Raw genomic sequence first — 21,735 nt, 5'->3', positions numbered from 1 at the left:
GCTAGCAGACCAGGCAGTATCTTCGAAGGCAGATGTCGATCGGCTCTCACAAAACCGATAATAAAGGAGAGTCACAATGATTTACCGGCTTTACACACGACAAAAAACGGCAAAGCTCTCATTGATTTTTTCAATGCTCCTGTTTGCGTTTTCCACTTTCTCAAGTGTTTTAAACGCTGCAAACTACAAACACGTTGCGGCACCACCTGAGGCAATAAAAGACCAAAGGCTTCTCCCCCCGGAGAGCACCAGTATTACCAGTCACTCCACCATGTTTTCGCTGGATGATGTTACCGCCTCAAAAACTCAAAGCGGTCTTTGGCAAAAAAGTTTCTACATCGATAGCAACGATCCCGTTTCAATCATCGTTTTAAGTCCAGATATCGGCGATTTAGCGTTATCACTCGAATCACCAAATGGGAAGTCGTTTCTCGACGAAGCTAAAGATAAAAAACGAAAACTGGCCGTCAACAAAATCCATTTGGGACCCAAAAGTTTTTCCGGTAAAACGATTGAACTTCCCCAAACCAGTGTTGGCCAATGGACTCTACGACTTAAACATTCTGATTCAACCCGTTCCAAAACACTTGCTAAAAAGCGCTCCGATTATCCAACGAAAAAACCCCGCGGTTTTATTTTGGTAAAAGGCGATCCCCAATTTCGTCTTTTTTCACATTTATCAACCCGTTTTACCACACAAAATAGTGACATTCGATTGATCGCTTACCTAGCGAATACTCAAGATCAATCGGTGGACCGCAAACGCCTACAAACTTACTCACCGCTCGATGGTGTGATAGAAAAAGCCTGGGTAAACATTACCTTTCCCAATAAAACAACGCACATTCTCAAACTCAATGATCACGGTATAAAAGGCGATGAATTGGCTGGTGATGGAAAGTTCAGCGTACAACTGCCTAACCACGTCACAGGCATTTACAAAACACAAGTATTCGTCGAAGGCATACGAAATGATGGTCTGCGCTTTACCCGAAGCGCCGCCGATCTTTATCCGGTTGAACGAAAAACCTATGAGTTTATTAGCGAGCCTGCACAAGCCGAACCCGTTCAAGGCGCGCATTGGAAGGTTTCTGTTCCGATCAACCCACTCAACAATTCAGACGACACCGTTTTTATGGCCGCAGAGTTATGGGGTACTAATAGCGATGGATATCCGCAAGAAATCACCTGGCTTGGTGGCAATGTCGAACCCCAAACCACTAATAAACGAAATCAGTTTGAGTTGGCGTTCGACGCACGCTGGGTCACTCATTCACAACTTAAGGCTCCTTTCTATTTGAAAAACTTGCGACTCCATACGCTCCAAACCAACACACCCATAGCTGAACAAGATTCACTTTTATTACACATGCCTATGCGAAAGCTCGACAGTAATATGAAAACCCCTGCAAGTATCGAAGAATTGTTTTCGCTTCCAGCACCGTTTCAAAGCAAGTCAACGACTATGCCACAAAACGACGAACTCTCAGTGAGGGCTGCCGGTGGAAAGTTGATGCTGGTACATGGGTATTGTTCCTCTCCCGTTTGGAATACCAGTCAGTTTTCCAACGCCATCGTTTTTAATGATCGTAATAAAAATCGAAGTCACGATGAGTTTGCTCGTTTGATCCATGATTTCGGTGCCGCTTATCCCAGTTTTGGCGTCGTCGCACACAGTCAAGGTGGAGCCGCAGCACTGCACCTTTACGCACGTTACTACAGCGGTCTGGACTATGCGGGTAGTGGTCGTTTGATTCAATCGGTAGGTACGCCCTACCAAGGTACTGCGTTAGCAGGAAATTTGGCAGCCATTGCCGAAGTGTTTGGCGTGCAATGTGGTTACAATACCGATATGACTTATAACGGCGCAGCCAACTGGCTTTCAACGATTCCTTCTTGGGCGCGTTCAAAGGTGCATTACTACACCACGTCCGATACAAAAAAATGGTGGCGAATTGATTACTGTCATATTGCTACGGATATGTTTCTTGATGAACCGGAAGACGGCACCACTGAAAAATGGGCAGGACAACTTTCCGGCGCTCATAACCAGGGCCATAAAACCGGCTGGTGCCATACGAATGGCATGCGCGATCCGGCTCAATTTAATGACAGCAGTCGTAATTCGACAATGAATATTAACGCAGCTCGCTAACTTCACAATAACTCAGGAAGAAAAAAGCAGACTTATCGTCCTGGGTAAATTAGTTTAATATGGCAACCTCAAATTTGAGCCCTTACTTGAAGTTTGGGCTCAATTGCGTTTTATATGGGGAATATTATGAAATACTTAGCCACACTGATGATCGCAATACTATCCGGTTGCGCTTCTCAACCAGAACAACTGGTTTATCACCCTGACCGTGAATGCTTAGGGGAAGTCAAACGTGAGTACAGTGTAACGTGGGATAACGAAAGCAATGACATCAAACGCGAACAACAAACCACTTGCAAAACATTAGAGCCAGAACCTTATGGTGGACAGCGAGAACCGTCCACAGAAGAAATTAAAGCGGCAAGAAAAAACTAAACTATCGATTTTAAAGTTGAAAATTGGCCTCGTTAAAAAGGGATATAAAGTTGCAAATTGAGTCCTCCAAAATTATTCTGGTCGACTTCATAGGTCGGGTTAATGATCAGTTCAATGTTATTATCTAAAGAATAACGCAAGGGTAAACTGAATTTTACAAAGGTTTCATTAAAGCGAGCGTTGTTCTTTGAGCCAGCTCTAATTTTTCGTATGTGATCAATGTCTTCAATAAAAAGCGATGGCGAAATCACCAGGTTTTTTCCCTTGTAATAATCGACTCCTGCAAAAAGCATATTGCCTCGACGCTGCCAATGAATTGAGTCTTCAAGGTTTATAAAAAATTGGTCATCCTCATCGAACTTCAATAAACGTATCCCCCACCAGTAATCCCGTCGCCCTTTGTGGTAGTGTTTAAATTCCATGAGTAAAGTCTGGTAGTCGCGCTCAAAGTAACCAATTCCTTGTTGTCGAAATCGCTCACGAGTTCCGTGTTCACTCGTGAATGTTATTCTTAACTTTTGCGTTGGGTTTAATTCGACACGCCAGTTGAACTCTGCAGAGATATTCTCATACTCCAACCGCGTTTCAGCTTCTGGTTCGCTGGCTGGTTGTTCGATGGTAATGGTCAATGGCGCATTGTAATTAATGTATCCATCGAAACGAATATTGTCGGATTGCTGCCACGAGGTTTGAAAAAAGTAAGTATACGGATTACGTGAGTAATACTGTCCAATGAGTTGCTTTTTATTATATGTCGCATCGACTGCGACCAAAGCGAATCGCCAGAAGTTTCCATTCAAATCTTGATAGCTTGTTTCCAGTTGAAGATCTTCATTGCGTTTCACTGCCTGTAACTCCGAAAATGCAGCAATGCGCCAATTCGGTGACAAGGAATAACCAAAACCCAGCTGAGTGCTGGTGTAGCGATTATCCAGATCTTCACCACGTTCGTTACGAAATTCAAGCTGCCAGGTGTCGGTTAATGACCAGTTATGATTGAGGTATAACAAAGAATAAAAGTCTTTACTGGTCACGCTGCCTATGCTGGAAATCAAACCAGTATCCCATTGTTGAGTCCAGTCTTCATCAGGTAAATAACTGAACCGATGGAGTAGACCGTAATGCTCCAAGTCATAGACTCGCCCTTCAAATTCGTATCCTCGAAAAGGCTGAGGATTGGGAATTAAAGTTTCATAGGCAATAGCGTTTTGCAGTGTCATGAAAAACACACAGAGGACAAAAAAACGATGTTCAGGAAACGAGCTTTGCATTTTATCTTCTCGATTTCGCTTCGCTGCATCGAGGCTACGAATTAACAGGAATTGCTAGTTGCTAGTTGCTAGTTGCTAGTTGCTAGTTGCTAGTTGCTAGTTGCTAGTTGCTAGTTGCTAGTATAAAGATAGGAACTAAAGTGGAAAATGTGAATGGTTGGTTAAGCGAGCATCTCAAAACAAGACACAGGATGCACGCCCACTGATTTATTTTTTCTTGCCAAACTTTTTAATGGCTCGTTTTCGTTTCAATCGCTGGCGCCGGGTCACTTCTTGCTTTTTACCTTCGTGCGGATTTTTACCTTCCTTTAATTCCAGCTTCAAAGGTGTGCCAACAATGTTCAATACTTTGATAAAGTGTTTGATCAAGTAGCGCTGGTAAGATTCAGGAAGTTTTGTGGTACGATTGCCATGAATGACGATGCGCGGCGGATTGTGCCCACCGGGATGTGCGTAACGTAGCTTGCTACGGAAACCTTTAATGGTCGGTGGAGGATGCTTGGCGACAGCAATTTCCAGTTCACGCGTTAACTTGGAAGAGCTCATTTCGATATTCGCACATCGATAGGCTTCATCCACCGAGCCAAACAAGTCGCCAACACCCGTTCCATGCTTAGCTGAAATAAAGTGCATCCGCGCAAAATCCGCAAATACCATTCGACGGTTAATTTCGGTCTTTACGCGTTCTTTTTCTTCAGCGCTCATACCATCCCATTTATTGATGGCAATAACCAGCGAACGACCCGACTCCATGACAAACCGCAACAGCGATAAATCCTGCTCGGTAATTCCTTCCCGAGCATCGAACATCATGATCACGACGTTGGCATCTTCAATGGCCTGAAGGGTTTTGAGCACAGAAAACTTTTCGACCGTTTCTTTTACTTTTCCACGTCTTCGAACACCGGCGGTATCGATAATAGTGTAGGGTTGTCCGCGACGCTCCATATCAATGTAAATGGAGTCGCGCGTGGTACCGGGCATATCAAACACCACCACACGTTCTTCGCCAAGCATGCGATTAACCAACGTGGATTTTCCAACATTGGGTCGACCCACAATTGCGAATTTAGGATGTTTGCTTCGTTCTTTGTTGGCTTCGACTTCTTCTTCAGTCGGAGCAATCGGTAGCAGCACGTCTTCGGCTAACGCAGTAACACCACGCCCGTGTGCCGCGGCAATAGGATTAACGCTATCGAACCCGAGTGCGTAAAAATCCACAAGCGCAGTATCCGCGTTGATTCCATCAATTTTATTAACAACCAAATGCACCGGCTTATTAAATGTCCGCAGCTCACGCGCCAGACTTTCATCGACCGCTGTCAGTCCGGAGCGAGCGTCGACCACAAAAAGCACCAAGTCAGCCTCTTCAACAGCTGCTTTTGACTGGCCGGCCATATGACCGTCGATGCCAACTTCACCCCCCGTAATACCACCAGTATCAATGATGATGAAAGGTCGCTCCTGAATGCGGGCATGCCCGTATTGACGATCGCGCGTCAACCCAGGCATATCCGCCACCAAAGCATCTCGCGAACGAGTGAGGCGATTAAAAAGGGTGGATTTTCCCACATTGGGACGCCCCACCAGGGCAATGACTGGAACCATAATCTACTTAGCGGTTTTCGCGTTGCTTGTAAGCTTGTAAATATCCGTTGCGGGTTTGTACCAACAACATGTCTTTAATCACCAAAGGAGCTGACGCTACACCGTATTCATCGTGATTGTGAAAGCGGCAATATTCATCACTCTGGTAACAGTCTTCATAATTAATATTTTCATTAATATTCAACTGTCCAACCAATGTTCCGTCTTCCTTATTCAGCATATGCAGATAACCACCCATATCACCCACCACGATGTGATCATTAAATGCTGTCGGAGATGTTGTATTACGTAAGAACAGGGCTTTTTGAGTCCACAATAGGTTACCGTTATTGCGATTCAAGCTACTGACATAACCATTATCATGAGTGACCAGTAACGTTTGGTTGTCCACCGCCATATCCTGGAAAGAAGAAAGCTCGCGCGACCAGTTAGACTCGCCAGAGCGCAGTTCCAACGACATCAAGTTACCATTAAATGAAGAAGCATAAAGCGTAGAGCCGAAAACGATTGGTTGTGCATCAACATCGACCAGCCGTTCTAAATCGGAGCGGCCACTCGGCGCCGTGATCTGCTTCTCCCAGGCCAGTTGCCCGTTTTGTAAAATGAAGACTCCCACTTTACCGTTTGCAAAACCGGCGATGGCCGCACCATGGGCAATCACGGGAGCAGAGGTACCACGCAGAGTGAGAGCTGGCAGGTTTCGATCGTAAAACCACTTTCGCTCTCCAGTGTTCGCATCAAGCGCGACCACATTACCATCTACTGTGTTTACAACAACAAAGCCATCATCAACAGCCGGTGTTGCAATTACTTCACTCGAAACTTGAGTCGTCCATTGCTGTTCGCCGCTTTCCGCATCGAGCGCTACGATTTGTCCTTCACGAGTTCCGACCACAGCGAGCTTATTTGCCACAGCAATGCCTGCCGATATCCGATCGTTCAACCGAATCTTCCAGATGGTTTTGCCGGTATCAGGATCCATGGCTGAAACAACACCGCTGTTATCGGCAAAATAGACTTTGCTGTATGCATAGGCAGGATGCAAATTTAAAAACTGATTTCCAATACCTTCGCCCACCGACACACTCCAAGCCAAGTCGTAAGCGACTTTAGTTTCTTTCAGGATTGGTAGCGGATTGGGCTCTATCGTGTCTTCGTCACCACAACCGGTGAGTATTACGCCGGCAGCCAGGATTAACCCCAATACTCGGCTCGTGTTGTACTCAATCATTAAGAGTCCTGCTCGCTACTGTTATCGATGGTTTCTTCGCTCTCTGTTTCAGTTGCAGAATTAACCGTTGAATCCACTTCCTCTTTTGATTCAACAGCCGTTGCAACAACAGCAACATCTGCAATGGCTAGATCATTCACCGCCATTTCCAACTCATTTTTCGCGATATAAGACTCACTGGCCTCTTTCGCTAACGTGTAAGCTGCTCGCGCGTTTTCTTGTTCGCCCAATGCCAAATAAGTATCACCTAAAACTTGCTGCTTTAGAGCATCATAAGCTTGGCTTTTGATGCCAGTTAAAAGAGTTTTCGCCTCATCGAATTTTTGTTGTGCGTTTAAAACACGCGCCAAGCGAATTTTCATCAGAGGCTGCAAATCATTACCGGCCGTATGTTCCACGGCCCATCGCAACTCGGCTTCGGCTTTGTCAAAGGCATTGTTTTCAACATACTGCTTAGCGAGATGCAAAGCGGCTAACATGGCATAACCGGAATCTCCGTATTGCGCTTTAACCTCATTAGCCGCTTGGATGAATTCCTCATGCTTCTCTTTCGCATCAATTGCAATGAATGCTTTGAAAGCGTCCGACGCCTGCTCCTGTTTGGCGACAGATTCATTTTTCCACCAGTTGTAACCAAAAAAACCACCCAGGCCAATGACCACCCCAACAAGAATGGAGGTTCCGTTTTCGCTCCACCACTCCTTTAACGCCTTCAACTGTTGTTCTTCTGTATTGTAAACTTCCACCTGAAACTCCTAAAATCTATCGTTCAATCGAGTTAAAGTTAAATAATTCGGACTAAATCACTAATGTTTTGCGCAAAAAATCAACCAGCTCATTTTGCTTAAACTCTTGTTGATCTTTCTGTTCGCGTAAATATTTCACGCCCGCAGTGCCACGCTCTACTTCGTTCTCTGCGAGAATAATGGCTAATGAGGCTCCACTTTTATCGGCTTTTTTAAACTGCTTTTTAAAGTTACCGCCACCACAGTTCATGGTTAGACGCAATTCCGGTAACTGAGTTCGCAAATCTTCAGCTAAAACCAGAGCTTGCGTTTCAGCCACTTCACCCAGCGCAATTAAATAAACGTGTGGGCGGTCATTGAGTTGCCTTGTAAATTCAGTGTCTTCTACTAATGCAACAATCCGTTCTATGCCCATGGCAAAACCACAGGCTGGCGTGTTTTGACCTCCCAGTTGAGCCGTTAAACCATCGTAACGACCACCCGCGCAAATCGTTCCCTGTGCGCCCAGTTTGTCTGTCATCCACTCAAAAACGGTTCGATTGTAGTAATCCAGACCTCGCACTAATCGCGGGTTCACCGTATATTCAATACCCAATGCATCCAAGCGCTGCTTTAACGCTTCAAAATGAACTTTGGAAGGCTCATCCAAATGTTGCATCAATTTGGGCGCTTTTTCGATCAGAGTTTGCATCTCCGGATTTTTACTGTCCAGAATACGCAACGGATTGGAATGAAGTCGGCGTAAACTGTCATCGTCGAGTTGATCTTTGTGTTGTTCGAAATAGTCCACCAACAATTCACGGTAGTGCGCACGAGCTTCGGATTCACCCAGCGAGTTGATATGTAGAGAAACGCTATTATCAATACCCAGTTGTTGCCATAATCGACGCGTCAGCAGAATCTGCTCAACATCGACGTCAGGCCCCGGGAAGCCAAAAGCCTCAACACCCAACTGGTGAAATTGTCGATAACGCCCTTTTTGAGGTTTTTCACGTCGAAACATGGGTCCCATGTACCAGAGCTTCTGTTGCTGATTGTAAAGAATTCCCTGTTCAATACCAGCTCGAACACAACTTGCCGTACCTTCCGGCCTTAAAGTAAGACTGTCTTCGTTGAGATCAGTCCAAGTGTACATTTCCTTTTCGACAATATCGGTCACTTCGCCAATGGACCGTTTGAACAAACCGGTTTGCTCAACAATTGGAGTGCGTATTTCCTGGTAACCGTATTGTTTCATCAAATGACGCAGCAATGACTCCAGCTTCTGCCATACGGCAGTTTGCTGTGGTAAAAAGTCATTCATACCCTTAACGGCTTGGAACTTGGCTTTCAAAGTTACTCTACCCAGTGTCACTCAACAAATAAACGCGGCATTATAGCTGAAAGCCGCCCAAAATGGAGCGTTATTACGAGTAAATGTTGCCAAACGGGCCTTACTTACTGGGTAAGCTCAACCTGAGAAGTAGCCAAACACTGCTATACTCATGGAATAACCGGATAATTTTTTACCTCAATGCGATATAAAATTTCCCAGCTGCTGCTAGTTTTGGCCTTAATAATGGCGGGGACGCCTTTGATTTCGGCCTCACAAGTACGATTACAACAGGTTTCACTGGATCAAGGGCTGAGCCAGGGCGAAGTCAATAGCATTTTACAAGATCACGAAGGGTTTATCTGGCTCGGAACCCAACAGGGTCTCAATTTATTCGATGGTTATCGGGTTCGCATCGTGACTGGGCCTGAGCGCAAACTCGAAATTCAGGCGATTAACCGACTGTATCAAGATTCTGAACAACAACTATGGATTACCAGTTCGCCTAATAGCAACTTTATTCTTGATAAGTCTACCGCTCAATTTCTTCCCGTTCACTTACCTTACCCACAAAACTATGAAATATTTGATAGCGCCATCAACGTTTTTCTGCCCCGTAACGATCAAGAGCTATGGCTATTAACCTTCTGGGAAGTTTTTACTTTTGACAAACAAAGCGGAAAAGCGAACTTTGTCGCCAGTGCGCGTGAAAAAATTGGAAAAGATCATATTCTGCGTGCAGCTTATCAAACGAATAACCACCTTATTTTAGCGGCTTCCAATGGGTTATATACGATGGATCTTACCAGCAAGCAGATTTCATCGCTTCCTTTACTGCAATCGCTTCCTGCAATCAATACGCAAGCCCGTTACAGCGGTGAAGACGATCGCTTAAATGTGAAGGGAATTTATGTCAATCAAGAAGGTAACTACCTATTTGCTACCGTTCAAGGGTTGTATGAAGTCACTTCACAAGATCTCGAGCAAACATTAAGCGATCACGAAAAAACATTTAACATAAAAACACTTCATCCGGAATTGAATATCTGGAAAGTTATCGAAAAAGAAAAGTACTACTGGTTAGCGACCAACGACGGCCTTTACCAGCTTTTTAAAAATGGCGAATTAAAACATCATTTTCGATACTCCGAAACCCCCTTTCAGTCAGCCGATGATAACATTATCGATATGATCGAAGATCGCGAAGGCAACTTTTGGCTAGGCAGTCGCAATGATGGCGTGTTCAAATGGCGACCGGTGTTCGATCGATTTACTTTGTATCAGCAGCAAGCGGGAGAACAGAGTATCAGTAACAATCGTGTCTGGTCCGCTCGTCAAGATGCTAAAGGGCATATTTGGATTGGCACCCGAAATGGCTTGAATAAAATTGATGCATATACGAATAAAACGCAATCCTTTTTGATAAACCCGGATAAAAAAGCCACGACCAGCGAAGCCACTGTTTACGGTATTGAAATTCAAAATAACCAATTGTGGTTGTCAACCCCTAAAGGAGTTCGCTTTTTTAACCCAGAAACTCATCAAGAAGAATTTCCCGTTTTACCAGAGCAAGTACAGCAAGTGTTAAGCACGCCTTCACCCTCTCTTTATGCGACAAGCGATCACGAAATCACTGTCATTACCAATGACGGACTTCACACCTACAACAGTCAAACCAAAGAATACAGCTTTAATGAAAATACACGAGCTCAAGGTGATATCACTCAACAGATGAGTCAAGTGTTAAAAGCGGATAAAACCGACAAAGATAAACTGTTTATTTCCATGGCGGATCGCGTTGTTCGATATTCACAACAAGATGGAAATTACGAAACCTTTCACGCCTTGCCTGCCGCAGAAAAGCCAAGAACCTGGGCTTCCGATATTTATCAAGGGGACAAATTCACTTGGGTATCCTACCCCGGATTTGGATTATACGTCATCGATAACCAAACCGGAGCGGAAGTAAAGCACTTCTCCACCGATCAAGGTTTACCTGACAACAGTCCCCTTAATATTCATGGAGATAGCCAAGGCTACGTTTGGGTAACCACGAATAATGGCCTGGTTCGCTTTGATCAAAACTCTTTTCATTTTCGGGTATTCGATACCAGCGATGGCTTATCGACTAATGAATTTAATGGCGGTGCCACCTTAGTAACCCGAGAAGGCGACTTTGTCTTCGGAAGTATAAAAGGTGTGATGCGTTTTAAACCAGAAGCTTTGCAAAACACGCATCAAGAACTGCCGTTTAAAAATCACATCACACGAATAAGCTTAATGTCACGTGAGCTCCCCGTTAGTTATACGTCCATTAAAGATGCATCACTTGAACTCTACCATACGGACTATGGATTACACCTCGAGTTTTCAGCACTGCGTTTTTCCCATCCTGAAAAAGTTCGCTACAAATACTGGATTGAAGGCAGTTCGAAAATTACCCCAAAAATCATTAAAGAAAGCGAGCTGTTTTTACCTCGCCTAGAAACCGGCAAAAACATTGTTAAAATCGCTGCTATCGACTACGAAACTGGAAAAGAATCGGAACACGAAACGTTACGTTTAAAGATTTATCCGCCTCCGTACCTTTCATGGTGGGCTTACTCCCTTTACACCATTGTTATTGTGGGTTTGATTTCAGCTATTTTTTTCCAAAAACATCAACGGCAAAAAGCCCTACAAGCCTCACACAACGTTTTGCAAGAAAGCGAAGAACGATTGCAGTTAGCATTATCAGGAAGCGATTCTGATCTTTGGGACTGGCAAAGAGACTCTAATTTAATCTATGAACCTCGACTTAAGGGTGTACTCCACAACCATGAACTGATTACCGCTTTTGACAAAAAGCTGAGCTTTATTCATCCAGAAGATCAGAAAAAATTTCTGAATCGATGGAAAGAGTTTATAAGTAAAGACAATCAACTATTTGACTTAGAGTATCGAATGAAAGCTATCGATGGTTCTTGGCGCTGGTTTCGAGATATGGCTCGTGTTACCGAATCTAATGAAAGTCATCAACCGCTTCGAGTCACTGGAACATTTACGGATATCACCGAAAGAAAAGACACCCGTGACAAAATGCGCTTATTTTTTGAAGCGTTTGATAACACGCGAGATATCATCATAATACTCGATCGTCATTTTCACGTCATTGCAGCGAACCAATCATTTTACAACGTCACCGGACTTGATAGTGTGTCAATCATTAGTAAGCCGATAGCCTTTTTATCGAAAGAAAATACGGAAACGCCGATCGTCGATTTACTAAAAAAAGCATTAGCCACCAGCAAACATTGTGAGTCGGAAGGACACATATTAAGAAAATATCGAGACCCTTTACCCGTACTCATCAATGCGACTAAGTTTCAAAATGATGAACAGGAAGAATATTTCGTTTTAGCAGTTACCGATATAAGCGAACAAAAACAAGCACAAGAAAAATTAAAAAAACTCGCCAACTACGACAATCTTACTGGCTTACCTAATCGCGCGCTGCTACTGGATCGAATTGCACATGCTATTGAACACAGTCATCGTCGCGACCAACAGCTAGCCGTATTTTTTATCGACCTTGATCGATTCAAACAAATAAACGACACATTGGGTCACGAAGTAGGCGATCTCTTACTTATAGAAGTCGCTCAAATATTGAGAAACTCGGTTCGTCAAGACGACACGGTTGCCCGTTTAGGAGGTGACGAGTTTGTCGTCATGTTAGAAGACATTAAAACGCTTACTATTGTACAAAAAATTGCGAATAATATTTTGAAGAAAATGGGACTTCCCATGAAGTTGGCAGGAAACGAAATTACTGTTTCTCCAAGTATCGGAATATCCATTTATCCCGAAGATGGCAAACAATCGGATGAACTTTTGAAACATGCCGATATTGCTATGTATCATGCAAAAAATGCTGGAAGAAATAATTTCCAGTTTTTTAAAGCAGCAATGAACGAAGAAGCTCACAGCCGCATGACTTTAGAAAACCGTGTTCGAGCAGCAATAAAGAACAACGAATTTGCTCTTGTGTACCAACCACAAGTCGATTTGCGGACTGGAGCGGTGCGTGGGTATGAAGCGTTAGCTCGGTGGATACAATCGGATGGAACCATTGTTTCACCTGCTGATTTCATTCCTATTTGCGAAGAGTTAGGATTTATCATTCCACTCACGGAACATTTTATCGTTACCGCTTTAAAGCAAGCGGAACGATGGAAGAGCCAAGGTTTCGAATGTGGCATATCGGTAAACTTGTCTGCTCGCCATTTGCAACATTATGATCTTGTCGCATTTATGAAAGAGGCACTTCAACCCTATTCATTTGACCGGGGCATTGTCGAGTTTGAAATTACTGAAAGCTTATTAATGGAAGATATCCATACGTCAATTCCACTTATGAAAGAACTTAACGAAATGGGAATTGAATTTGCCTTAGATGACTTTGGGACCGGTTACTCTTCGCTAAAATATTTGCATCAATTACCTATCAGCAAGTTAAAAATCGATCGCAGCTTTGTCAATCAAATTGGCGTATCCGCAGAAAGTGAAGCCATCATTGAAACGATACTATCCTTATCACGTTCACTCGATTTAATTACGGTTGTGGAAGGCGTCGAAACCAAAGAGCAACTGCAGTTTGTGAAAAAGCGCAAAGCCGATTACATACAGGGTTATTACTTCTCAAAACCGGTGAACGCCGATGCTACTTTGGGACTACTTACTGAAACATTTAAAGTGAGTTAGCTCCAGTAAAGACTATTTGCTAACCGCAATTACTGGCTGATTGCCTGACTTTAAATCAATTTGTTGTTGTCGACTGGCAATTTTATGTCGAATTTCCTTTTCAAGCTCGTCTACCAACTGCTCATTATTTACTTTATGATCTTTATTGCCTTCCTTGTAAAGCAAACTCGCGCCAGCACCGCCCGTTAAACCGATATCAGCTTCTTTCGCTTCTCCAGGCCCATTCACAACACACCCAATAATGGCAACATCCATTGCTTCTTGCACATCTTCCAATCGACTTTCTAATTCATTAACCGTTTTAATCACATCAAACTGTTGGCGGGAGCAGGAAGGACAAGCAATAAAATTAATCCCTCTTTGCCTCAAGCCTAAGCTTTTTAAAATATCATATCCGACTTTAATTTCTTCTACCGGATCCGCCGCTAAGGAGACACGAATGGTATCACCAATACCTTCTGAAAGAAGCAGTCCCAAACCAACAGCAGATTTAACAGAGCCAGAGCGTAAACCGCCAGCTTCGGTGATTCCCAAGTGCAAAGGCTGTTCTATTTGGTGAGCAAGAATTCGATAAGCCGAAACCGTCATAAAAACATCGGAAGCTTTCAAACTGATTTTGTAATTGTCGAAGTTATGACGATCCAGAATATCGATATGTCGCATTGCTGATTCAACCAGGGCTTCTGGAGTGGGCTCGCCATACTTCATTTGTAAATCTTTTTCTAACGAGCCAGCATTAACACCGATACGAATAGGGATGTTTTTATCTCGAGCGCAGTCGATTACTGCTCTAACACGATCTTCGTTGCCAATATTTCCTGGATTAATACGCAAACAGTCGACACCGTAGTTTGCCACTTTAAGCGCTATTCGATAGTCGAAATGTATGTCCGCAATGAGAGGAACTTGAGATTGTTGTTTTATCCGTTTGAACGCTTCTGCCGCATCCATAGTAGGTACTGATACGCGGACTAAATCTGCACCGGAAGCAGCTAATTGATTCACTTGCGCAACAGTGGCCGTAACATCGCACGTCTCGGTGTTGGTCATACTTTGCACCGCGATAGGCGCATCACCACCAATTGCAACATTTCCGACCCAAATTTTCTTGGATGGGCGACGTTTAATCCAGGATAAACCTTTCATCGTTTTCTACTCAAACCATTCAAAGATGATGCATTCAGTTAGCATTATCTAATTTATATTACTCAACGACAATATCGGCTCGTTGGCCAGCACGATAACCACTTAAATCAATGATATTATTATTGTATTGCAGCCGTACGACCGATGGATCACCCAAAGTTACCTGAAAGGGTGGTACTCCATTGAGTTTCATCACTTTACCCGCTTTCTTTATACCGAAGGCTAGTCGTTCACCCGCAGCGTCTTTAATGACGACCCAGCAGTCACCTGAAAAAGTAAAAACTAATTCCGATAGGTTGGTTTGTCGTTCAATTTGTTCGACATTTTGCGACGGTGGAACAGGCTCAGAAGCGGTCACATTGTCTACTTGAATGTCGTTAGTGACCGAAATTGAACTGGGTGACTCTGTCACTGCCTCCGAAGCTTCCGGAGCATTAAACGTGATATGTTCGGCAGTTTCACTTTCTTCAGACAACGTTTCGGCCAACTCAATTTGTGACTCTTGCGCAACCGTCGTCGATTTGGATGTTTCGGTTGATTGTTTAGAAAATTGTTCCTTTAACCCCCAAATAACCGCAGCAACAATTCCCAGGAATATTAAAAAGCTGATCCACTTAAACACACTGTGTCGAGTATTTACTTCTCGACGTGATGAGTTGAAAGCTCCCAAGCGATGAGTCGACGCTATTTGTGTTTCCGTAACCACTACTTCATTAAAATTTTCGAGTAAAGGCGAAGGGTCCAGTTTCAGAAAGTTTGCATAGGCTCGAATATATCCCCGATAAAAAGCAGTCGAAATACTTACGTCGTACTCGCCGGCTTCAATTTCAAGTAAACGATCAACGGAAAGCTTTAAACGAGACGCGGCATCTTCAATAGAAATATTTTGCGCCACACGAGCGCTTTGCAATTGCTCACCGCAATCGGGTTTTACTTTAGCATCCATGGTATCTATTGCCACTTCTCTTTCGAATCAAGATACTCCAGTGTTTCTCTTGAATCGGGATACAGGCGTTCAAGCTTCAATGCATAACTGGCTACTGCATCTTTGTTACCCAATTGATGCTCCGACCGAAGCGCTAACCAAAGTGAACGTGGTATATGAGGAGAAACTTCTCGAAATCGCTCAATATATCGAACAGTTCGTGCAAAACGCTCTTTGTCGTATTCGTATTGCGCCATCTCTAATAAAGCAGCAGGTAATTTGTCGTTGATATTCAATGCTTTCCGATAAAACTCTATTGCTTCGTCATTTTTATTTTGTTGCCGTTTACAATTACCCGCATTCACATAAGCTTGGGCAATATTCGAATAAGTCGGGTTACTAATGGCTTTATTAAAATGCTCTTCAGCTTCATCGTATTCTTGGATCATACAAAGAAACTGAGCGTATGCATTTCGATAGTCTGGATTAGCGTTGTCTAATCGTAAAGCTCGCTTGAAAGATTTATCTGCATTATCAAGATCTTTTGCTAACTGGTAGTAAAGACCGAGCGTTAAATAGAGATCAGGCAAGTCATCATCGTGAGCTGCTGCTTTATCCAGGTGAAACTTAGCGCGCTCAAGATTATTACGACGCAAATAAACCTGCGCTGCTTCAACACGTTTTCGAGCGGCATGTGTAGAATCGAAAGAAGTGCTAACGGAAGAGCTACCTTCAAAGTTTGTGATATTCGATGTTGTTTCCGTAGTACATCCAAACAATACCACTGTAGACAATGAAATCAATCCTACAAGTTTGCGCATAGTCAGTCTCTTAGTCGTTAACCTGCCAGTTGTTGAACCGGAATTACTTTGCGTAATTTACGCTTGGTCCGATCATTTACCTTTCCCACCAGTTGTCCGCACGCTGCGTCGATGTCGTCACCACGCGTTCGCCTTGTAATTACGGTTAGATTATTTCGGCTCAATATTTCTGTAAACCGATCAATGGTTCGTTGTGACGATGTTTGATATTGCGTTTGTGGAAATGGGTTAAACGGTATCAAGTTTACCTTACTGGGTATATCTTTCAATAACTTAACCAGTTGATTTGCATGTTCTGCTGTATCGTTCACATCCTTGATCATCACGTATTCAATGGTTACCTTTTCCGACGCTTTGGAACGATCTAAGTAACGCTTTACAGAAGGCATGAGCACTTCAATCGGGTATTTCTTATTCAGCGGCACCAATTCATCACGTAATGCATTAGTTGGCGCATGCAGCGATAACGCCAAAGCAACATCAATATGGTCAGCCAGTTTGTCCAGAGCTGGAACAACGCCAGAAGTACTTACTGTCACACGCCGTTTTGACAAACCGTAGGCCAAATCGTCCATCATCAGGTCTAACGACTTGATTGTATTATCAAAATTTAATAATGGCTCCCCCATCCCCATCATGACGACATTGGTAACACGGCGCTCTCCGGTCGTCTTTTGACTGCCCAGTTTTTTCACCGCATACCAAACCTGTCCAATAATTTCGGCAACAGAAAGGTTTCGGTTAAAGCCTTGTTGAGCGGTCGAACAAAAACTGCATTCCAATGCACAACCGACTTGCGTAGACACACAAAGCGTACCGCGTGAGCGCTCGGGAATATACACAGTTTCAATGGCCTGTCCGCCATTTAAGCTAAGCGCCCACTTAATCGTCCCATCGTCGGATATCTGCTCAGCAATCGCCTCGGGGCCCTGAACCACCGCCATTTCTTTAAGCTTTGCTCGAAGGGGTTTGCTCAGGTTGGTCATTTCATCAAAATCATCCACTCCCATATGGTGGATCCACTTCATAACCTGAGTTGCACGGAAAGGCTTTTCACCCATTTCGAGAAAGAACTGGGTTAAACCATCGCGATTCAGGTTGAGTAAGTTGACTTTTTCATTACTCATTACGTTCACCTTTTAGCGATTTTTGGTCTTATGGAAGAAATAAGACAAGAAATCTGAAAATAAGTTTATTTGAAACGTTCCCCAAAAGCCTGGGGAACGTCTTCGTACACCAATTATCGAGTACGTGGGCAAATTTCTTCTTCAGCAAAGAAATAAGCAATTTCACGAGCTGCAGACTCTGGAGAATCAGACCCGTGAGCCGCATTTTCATCAACAGAAACAGCGTAATCGGCTCGAATTGTACCACGCAGAGCCTCAGCAGGGTTCGTCGCGCCCATGATTTCGCGATTTGCTGCTATTGCATTTTCACCTTCGAGAACCTGAACCATGACTGGACCAGAAGTCATAAATTCAACCAATGCGCCAAAGAAAGGACGCTCTTTATGCTCTGCGTAAAAGCCTTCTGCTTGCTCTTTGCTCATGTGAATCATCTTGGCGGCAACCACTTTAAGCCCTGCACGCTCAAAACGGCTGTAGATCTCGCCAATTACGTTTTTAGCAACAGCATCTGGCTTAACGATAGAAAAAGTACGTTCAATGGCCATTCTTTTCTCCAAAAGATTAATAGTTTCAATAAGTTACAAAGTCAAGGGACACACTTTATTGTTTCTAAGCAAAAATCTTCGCCCAGACAAAGCCTGCCCCTGCAAATTCGGCGGCACATTATACATGGGGTTGATTAAAAAACCTACTTGAGGCTTGTCCTTACGCGTCTAACCGCTATAATTCGCCAGCTTTCTATGCAGGGCATTCCTATCTCAGCCTTAATTTAAGGAACTCAATTGATGATTCAAAAATTTATTTCTCTTCTTTTCTTGGTAGCCTCAATGTCTGTTATGGCTAATCAACCTAACTTTTCTTTTGTTGAAGCAGGACTTTCTTCTCAAAAAAGTAATGGATCAAGTTACACAGGAATCGTGATTCGAGGTGGTCATGATTTTGAAAATGGTCTTTTTCTTCGAGGCTCATTAACCAGTGAAGCCGACGAATTCGACGATTATTACGATGACACTCAATATATTACTTTGGTTAATCTTTTAGTTGGCGGTGGTTACCAGTTTACTTTCGATAATCAGTCAATCTACGGACTGGTCGAGTTTGGAGACTACGACGTAAATTTCAGTTCGGATAAGGATTTATTTGATATTGACTCTCAAGATGTTGCCAGTTTATTTCATTACGGCTTCGGATATAAAGCCGCTTTCGATGTCGCAGAAGTTAATATTGAACTGTCGAGAATCGAATACGATTTTGAAGACGCTTATTGGGGTTCAGAAACTTACACAAAGCGCTCTGGAAACCTGTTTTTCAATTTAGGGTCTCGCTGGGCACTCGGTGTAACTTATAATCATATTGTAGATTTAAACGAGCAGTTCCAACTTACTGGAAAGTTTAAATTTAAATAAACCCTATCGCTACGGGTGATAACCCGTAGCTTATCTTATGAGTATTGAGTCGGATCAAGCACGCCCGCATCATGAAATGCTTTTTTCCGAATCAAACAACTGTCGCACTCTCCACAGGCTTTACCTTCCCTATCAGCCTGATAACAAGACACCGTCATGCCATAATCCACACCTAATTTTTCACCCCATTGAATGATTTCAACTTTGGTTTTATTGATGAGTGGTGTTTCAATTTTAGGCCCTTTGCCTTCAACTCCTGCTTTGGTTGCCAGGTCGGCCATTTGTTGAAAAGCGTTAATATATTCCGGTCTGCAATCTGGATAACCAGAATAATCCACCGCATTGACACCGGCAAAAATGGCATTCGCTTCAATCACTTCTGCCCAAGCCAGTGCAATGGATAAAAACACCGTATTTCGAGCAGGAACATAAGTCACCGGAATGCCATCTGTGCCACCGGTAGGAACATCAATCGCCTCGTCAGTTAGTGCCGAACCACCAAAGCCAGCTAAGTCGATGGGTATTATACGATGGTAATGAATCGAAAATACCTTTGCGATTCGTTTCGCTGCTTCTAGTTCTGCACAGTGTTTTTGGCCGTATGAAAAACTTAACGCATAGCATTGATACCCGTGTGATTTTGCAATCGCCAAACACGTTGTCGAGTCGAGCCCACCGGATAAGAGTACTATGGCTTTTTTGGTCATGATTTAAGTTCTAAGTTCTAAGTTCTAAGTTCTAAGTTCTAAGTTCTAAGTTCTAAGTTCTAAAAATAGTTTCGGCTGTTTTTACCGTACGAGTAACTTGAAACCACTTTTTTAGGACTTCGAACCTCGCCCCTGTCCGTTAATGCCCTGGCTCATCATTCCACAGCATTTTATGCAGCTGAATTTGAAACCGAACCGGTAAGTTATCCGCAATAATCCAGTCAGCTAATTGGGTTGCGTTTTGCTGACCAAAACTGGGAGAAAACAACACATCGCACTTTTCAGCCAATGCGTACTCATTAAGTTTCATGCGCGCCCAGTCGTAATCCTGCCGGGAACAGATGACAAATTTAACTTCATCATGAGATGCCAAGTGCTCAACGTTTGTCCAAAGGTTTTTACTCATTTCACCGGAATCTGGCGTCTTCAAGTCCAGCACCTTATTCACTCGTTGATCGAGTCCCGAAACATCCATCGCACCACTGGTTTCAATAGACACGGAATACCCCGCATCACACAATTGCCGACACAGCTCTTCACACCCAGCCTTTTGCGCTAAAGGTTCACCTCCGGTTACGGTGACATAACGTGGTGAGTAACTGCTCACTTGCTGCAATATGCTTTCAATGCTTTGGTATTCGCCTCCCGTAAAGGCGTAAGCGGTATCGCAATACTGACACCGCAACGGGCAACCGGTTAATCGGATAAAAACGGTCGGTAAGCCCATGGTTCGGGTTTCACCCTGTAGGGAATAAAAAATTTCGGTAATTCTAAGTCGAGACACAATGGATAAACTTTAGCCAAGAAGGGCGCACATTCTAATGAGTTGACAGGAATAGGTAAAGTGAAAAAGCCCGGATTACGGGCCTTACAGACAACTTATCTTGTAAACTATTGCCCACCTTTGAGCTTTTGTAACTCGGTTTTCGCCAGCTGCTCCGGTGTTCCATCGTATTTGGCGATCACTTGCTCAAAGATCTTCTTAGCTTCTTCCGTTTTATTTTGCATTAACAGCACTTTACCTTGCTTGAAAAGCGCGTCAGATGCTCGCGAAGAGTCGCTGTGACGAGAAGTAACAATTTGATATTCTGCCAACGCGAGGTCCAGCTTTTGCTGTATATAATAAATTTGCCCTAACCAATAATGCACGCTGGCTTCGTATTGGCTGTTAGGGTGAGTTTTCAAAAACTGTTGATAAGCCACCACTGCTTCGTCGTATTTTTTGGCTCTCACCATTGCGAAAATATTTTGATATTCGCCATGAATATCGCTCGACGACGTTGACTTACTGGCCGCGGAAGTGGACGACGTTCCCGATGAATCGACATTGGAAGTTGATGAAGTCGCTTTTCCTTGCAGCTGAGATAATCGGCGCTCAATGTCTCGATAAAGGTCACGTTGTCGATCTTGAAGCTGCTTGAGTTGATACTCATGCTCTTCCATTTTACTGTTCAGCTGTTGTAACTCTTGTTGCAAAGCATTGAGTTGGAACATGATATCGGCTTGCAACTGCCCCCGGGATTCGGCCATTTGTTCCAATCGCTGCAACCGCTCTTCTGCCGACTGAGCAGCAAACACTACTCCCGAAAGCAAAGACAGCACTGAAATCAGTGCTGTCTGTTTAACCCATAAAATTGGATTAACCTTCATAGCTCAAAATAGCTCGACGATTTTTCTCCCAAGCCATTTCGTTATGAGCCGGATCGGCTGGTTTCTCTTCACCGTAGCTCACAACACGAATTTGAGAAGAAGCAACACCGTAGCTGATCAAAATGTCTTTCACAGACTTACCGCGACGCTCACCTAATGCCAAGTTGTATTCAGGCGTACCACGCTCGTCACAATGACCTTCCAGAACCACTTGAACGGCTGGATTACGGCTTAAGTACCATGCATGCGCTTTTAACAAGTCTTGATACTGGGCTTTAACCGTCGAGTCATCAAAGTCAAAGTATACGGTACGTACTTGACGCGCTTTTGCATTGGCTTCAGCAGCCAATTGTTCAGCTGTTTTAACTGGCTCTACTGGTGTTGTATCGACCTGAGTTTGAGTTTGCTCTGTGGTTGCTGGCCCAGTATCAGTTTCAGCAGTACTACACGCAAATAAAAATAAAGCGGGTAAAGTGATGATGAGGCTTTTCCCCAAACCTTTGATTGACATT

The 21,735-nt window shown here is 43.7% G+C and carries 18 protein-coding genes; 4 read left to right on the top strand and 14 right to left on the bottom strand.

Annotated features, from left to right (window positions below; translation table 11 throughout):
* Nucleotides 1–76: 76 nt before the first annotated feature.
* Complete coding sequence (locus ACTUJY_RS05440; RefSeq protein WP_463615049.1) at nt 77–2,155, top strand: choice-of-anchor X domain-containing protein; 2,079 nt, start codon at nt 77–79, stop codon at nt 2,153–2,155.
* Nucleotides 2,156–2,281: 126 nt separating this feature from the next.
* Entirely contained in the window at nt 2,282–2,530 is a 249-nt protein-coding gene (locus tag ACTUJY_RS05435) for a hypothetical protein (RefSeq protein ID WP_463615048.1), read from the top strand.
* A 32-nt stretch (nt 2,531–2,562) separates the two neighbouring features.
* On the opposite strand, the gene ACTUJY_RS05430 is transcribed toward ACTUJY_RS05435, so the two are convergent.
* From ACTUJY_RS05430 to hisS, 5 genes are all read right to left on the bottom strand, one after another.
* A complete protein-coding gene (locus ACTUJY_RS05430; RefSeq protein WP_463615047.1) occupies nt 2,563–3,750 on the bottom strand; it encodes a hypothetical protein in 1,188 nt (395 codons plus the stop codon).
* 258 nt (nt 3,751–4,008) lie between these two features.
* Complete coding sequence (gene der, locus ACTUJY_RS05425; protein ID WP_463615046.1) at nt 4,009–5,409, bottom strand: ribosome biogenesis GTPase Der; 1,401 nt, start codon at nt 5,407–5,409, stop codon at nt 4,009–4,011.
* Nucleotides 5,410–5,416: 7 nt separating this feature from the next.
* Nucleotides 5,417–6,640, bottom strand: coding sequence for an outer membrane protein assembly factor BamB (gene bamB, locus ACTUJY_RS05420; RefSeq protein WP_463615045.1), 1,224 nt, complete (start codon nt 6,638–6,640; stop codon nt 5,417–5,419).
* Nucleotides 6,640–7,386, bottom strand: coding sequence for a YfgM family protein (locus ACTUJY_RS05415; RefSeq protein WP_463615044.1), 747 nt, complete (start codon nt 7,384–7,386; stop codon nt 6,640–6,642). The genes bamB and ACTUJY_RS05415 overlap by 1 nt, the downstream gene beginning before the upstream one ends.
* A gap of 52 nt (nt 7,387–7,438) precedes the next feature.
* Nucleotides 7,439–8,719: a histidine--tRNA ligase gene (gene hisS / locus ACTUJY_RS05410; RefSeq protein WP_463615043.1), complete on the bottom strand. Its 1,281-nt coding sequence runs from the start codon at nt 8,717–8,719 to the stop codon at nt 7,439–7,441.
* A gap of 225 nt (nt 8,720–8,944) precedes the next feature.
* On the opposite strand from hisS, the gene ACTUJY_RS05405 reads away from it, so the two are divergent.
* Nucleotides 8,945–13,441 (top strand): EAL domain-containing protein, encoded by a 4,497-nt coding sequence (locus ACTUJY_RS05405; RefSeq protein ID WP_463615042.1) that lies wholly within the window; start codon nt 8,945–8,947, stop codon nt 13,439–13,441.
* Between the two features lie 12 nt (nt 13,442–13,453).
* On the opposite strand, the gene ispG is transcribed toward ACTUJY_RS05405, so the two are convergent.
* From ispG to ndk, 5 genes are all read right to left on the bottom strand, one after another.
* Nucleotides 13,454–14,587: a flavodoxin-dependent (E)-4-hydroxy-3-methylbut-2-enyl-diphosphate synthase gene (gene ispG, locus ACTUJY_RS05400; protein WP_463615041.1), complete on the bottom strand. Its 1,134-nt coding sequence runs from the start codon at nt 14,585–14,587 to the stop codon at nt 13,454–13,456.
* Nucleotides 14,588–14,645: 58 nt separating this feature from the next.
* On the bottom strand, nt 14,646–15,548 hold the full coding sequence (locus tag ACTUJY_RS05395) for a RodZ domain-containing protein (protein ID WP_463615040.1): 903 nt from the start codon (nt 15,546–15,548) through the stop codon (nt 14,646–14,648).
* Nucleotides 15,539–16,333 (bottom strand): type IV pilus biogenesis/stability protein PilW, encoded by a 795-nt coding sequence (gene pilW, locus ACTUJY_RS05390; RefSeq protein WP_463615039.1) that lies wholly within the window; start codon nt 16,331–16,333, stop codon nt 15,539–15,541. The genes ACTUJY_RS05395 and pilW overlap by 10 nt, the downstream gene beginning before the upstream one ends.
* 17 nt (nt 16,334–16,350) lie before the next feature.
* Nucleotides 16,351–17,460, bottom strand: coding sequence for a dual-specificity RNA methyltransferase RlmN (gene rlmN / locus ACTUJY_RS05385; protein ID WP_463615038.1), 1,110 nt, complete (start codon nt 17,458–17,460; stop codon nt 16,351–16,353).
* A gap of 113 nt (nt 17,461–17,573) precedes the next feature.
* Entirely contained in the window at nt 17,574–18,005 is a 432-nt protein-coding gene (ndk, locus tag ACTUJY_RS05380; RefSeq protein WP_463615037.1) for a nucleoside-diphosphate kinase, read from the bottom strand.
* A gap of 282 nt (nt 18,006–18,287) precedes the next feature.
* Between ndk and ACTUJY_RS05375 the strand changes: the two genes are divergently transcribed.
* A complete protein-coding gene (locus ACTUJY_RS05375) occupies nt 18,288–18,866 on the top strand; it encodes a hypothetical protein (protein WP_463615036.1) in 579 nt (192 codons plus the stop codon).
* A gap of 35 nt (nt 18,867–18,901) precedes the next feature.
* On the opposite strand, the gene queC is transcribed toward ACTUJY_RS05375, so the two are convergent.
* From queC to pal, 4 genes are all read right to left on the bottom strand, one after another.
* Nucleotides 18,902–19,573 carry a 7-cyano-7-deazaguanine synthase QueC gene (gene queC / locus ACTUJY_RS05370; protein ID WP_463615035.1) on the bottom strand — a complete coding sequence of 224 codons (672 nt, stop codon included), beginning with the start codon at nt 19,571–19,573 and terminating at the stop codon, nt 18,902–18,904.
* A 139-nt stretch (nt 19,574–19,712) separates the two neighbouring features.
* Nucleotides 19,713–20,357: a 7-carboxy-7-deazaguanine synthase QueE gene (queE, locus tag ACTUJY_RS05365; RefSeq protein WP_463615034.1), complete on the bottom strand. Its 645-nt coding sequence runs from the start codon at nt 20,355–20,357 to the stop codon at nt 19,713–19,715.
* A 107-nt stretch (nt 20,358–20,464) separates the two neighbouring features.
* On the bottom strand, nt 20,465–21,223 hold the full coding sequence (gene ybgF / locus ACTUJY_RS05360) for a tol-pal system protein YbgF (protein WP_463615033.1): 759 nt from the start codon (nt 21,221–21,223) through the stop codon (nt 20,465–20,467).
* On the bottom strand, nt 21,213–21,734 hold the full coding sequence (gene pal, locus ACTUJY_RS05355) for a peptidoglycan-associated lipoprotein Pal (RefSeq protein WP_463615032.1): 522 nt from the start codon (nt 21,732–21,734) through the stop codon (nt 21,213–21,215). The genes ybgF and pal overlap by 11 nt, the downstream gene beginning before the upstream one ends.
* Between the last annotated feature and the right edge of the window lies 1 nt (nt 21,735).

The sequence above is a fragment of the Pleionea sp. WD8-19 genome (assembly GCF_055326765.1).
The sequence above is the reverse complement of the archived record's forward strand: the minus strand, read 5'-3'. Positions and strand labels throughout refer to the sequence as shown.

What these genes read in the sequence shown, in the direction of transcription:
- ACTUJY_RS05375 (WP_463615036.1), top strand. Translation starts at nt 18,288, where the DNA reads ATGTCTGTTATGGCTAATCAACCTAACTTTTCTTTTGTTGAAGCAGGA.
- ybgF (WP_463615033.1), bottom strand. Translation starts at nt 21,223, where the DNA reads ATGAAGGTTAATCCAATTTTATGGGTTAAACAGACAGCACTGATTTCA.
- pilW (WP_463615039.1), bottom strand. Translation starts at nt 16,333, where the DNA reads ATGCGCAAACTTGTAGGATTGATTTCATTGTCTACAGTGGTATTGTTT.
- bamB (WP_463615045.1), bottom strand. Translation starts at nt 6,640, where the DNA reads ATGATTGAGTACAACACGAGCCGAGTATTGGGGTTAATCCTGGCTGCC.
- ndk (WP_463615037.1), bottom strand. Translation starts at nt 18,005, where the DNA reads ATGGCCATTGAACGTACTTTTTCTATCGTTAAGCCAGATGCTGTTGCT.
- ispG (WP_463615041.1), bottom strand. Translation starts at nt 14,587, where the DNA reads ATGAAAGGTTTATCCTGGATTAAACGTCGCCCATCCAAGAAAATTTGG.
- ACTUJY_RS05430 (WP_463615047.1), bottom strand. Translation starts at nt 3,750, where the DNA reads ATGACACTGCAAAACGCTATTGCCTATGAAACTTTAATTCCCAATCCT.
- rlmN (WP_463615038.1), bottom strand. Translation starts at nt 17,460, where the DNA reads ATGAGTAATGAAAAAGTCAACTTACTCAACCTGAATCGCGATGGTTTA.
- ACTUJY_RS05405 (WP_463615042.1), top strand. Translation starts at nt 8,945, where the DNA reads ATGGCGGGGACGCCTTTGATTTCGGCCTCACAAGTACGATTACAACAG.
- der (WP_463615046.1), bottom strand. Translation starts at nt 5,409, where the DNA reads ATGGTTCCAGTCATTGCCCTGGTGGGGCGTCCCAATGTGGGAAAATCC.
- ACTUJY_RS05435 (WP_463615048.1), top strand. Translation starts at nt 2,282, where the DNA reads ATGAAATACTTAGCCACACTGATGATCGCAATACTATCCGGTTGCGCT.
- ACTUJY_RS05440 (WP_463615049.1), top strand. Translation starts at nt 77, where the DNA reads ATGATTTACCGGCTTTACACACGACAAAAAACGGCAAAGCTCTCATTG.
- pal (WP_463615032.1), bottom strand. Translation starts at nt 21,734, where the DNA reads ATGTCAATCAAAGGTTTGGGGAAAAGCCTCATCATCACTTTACCCGCT.
- queC (WP_463615035.1), bottom strand. Translation starts at nt 19,573, where the DNA reads ATGACCAAAAAAGCCATAGTACTCTTATCCGGTGGGCTCGACTCGACA.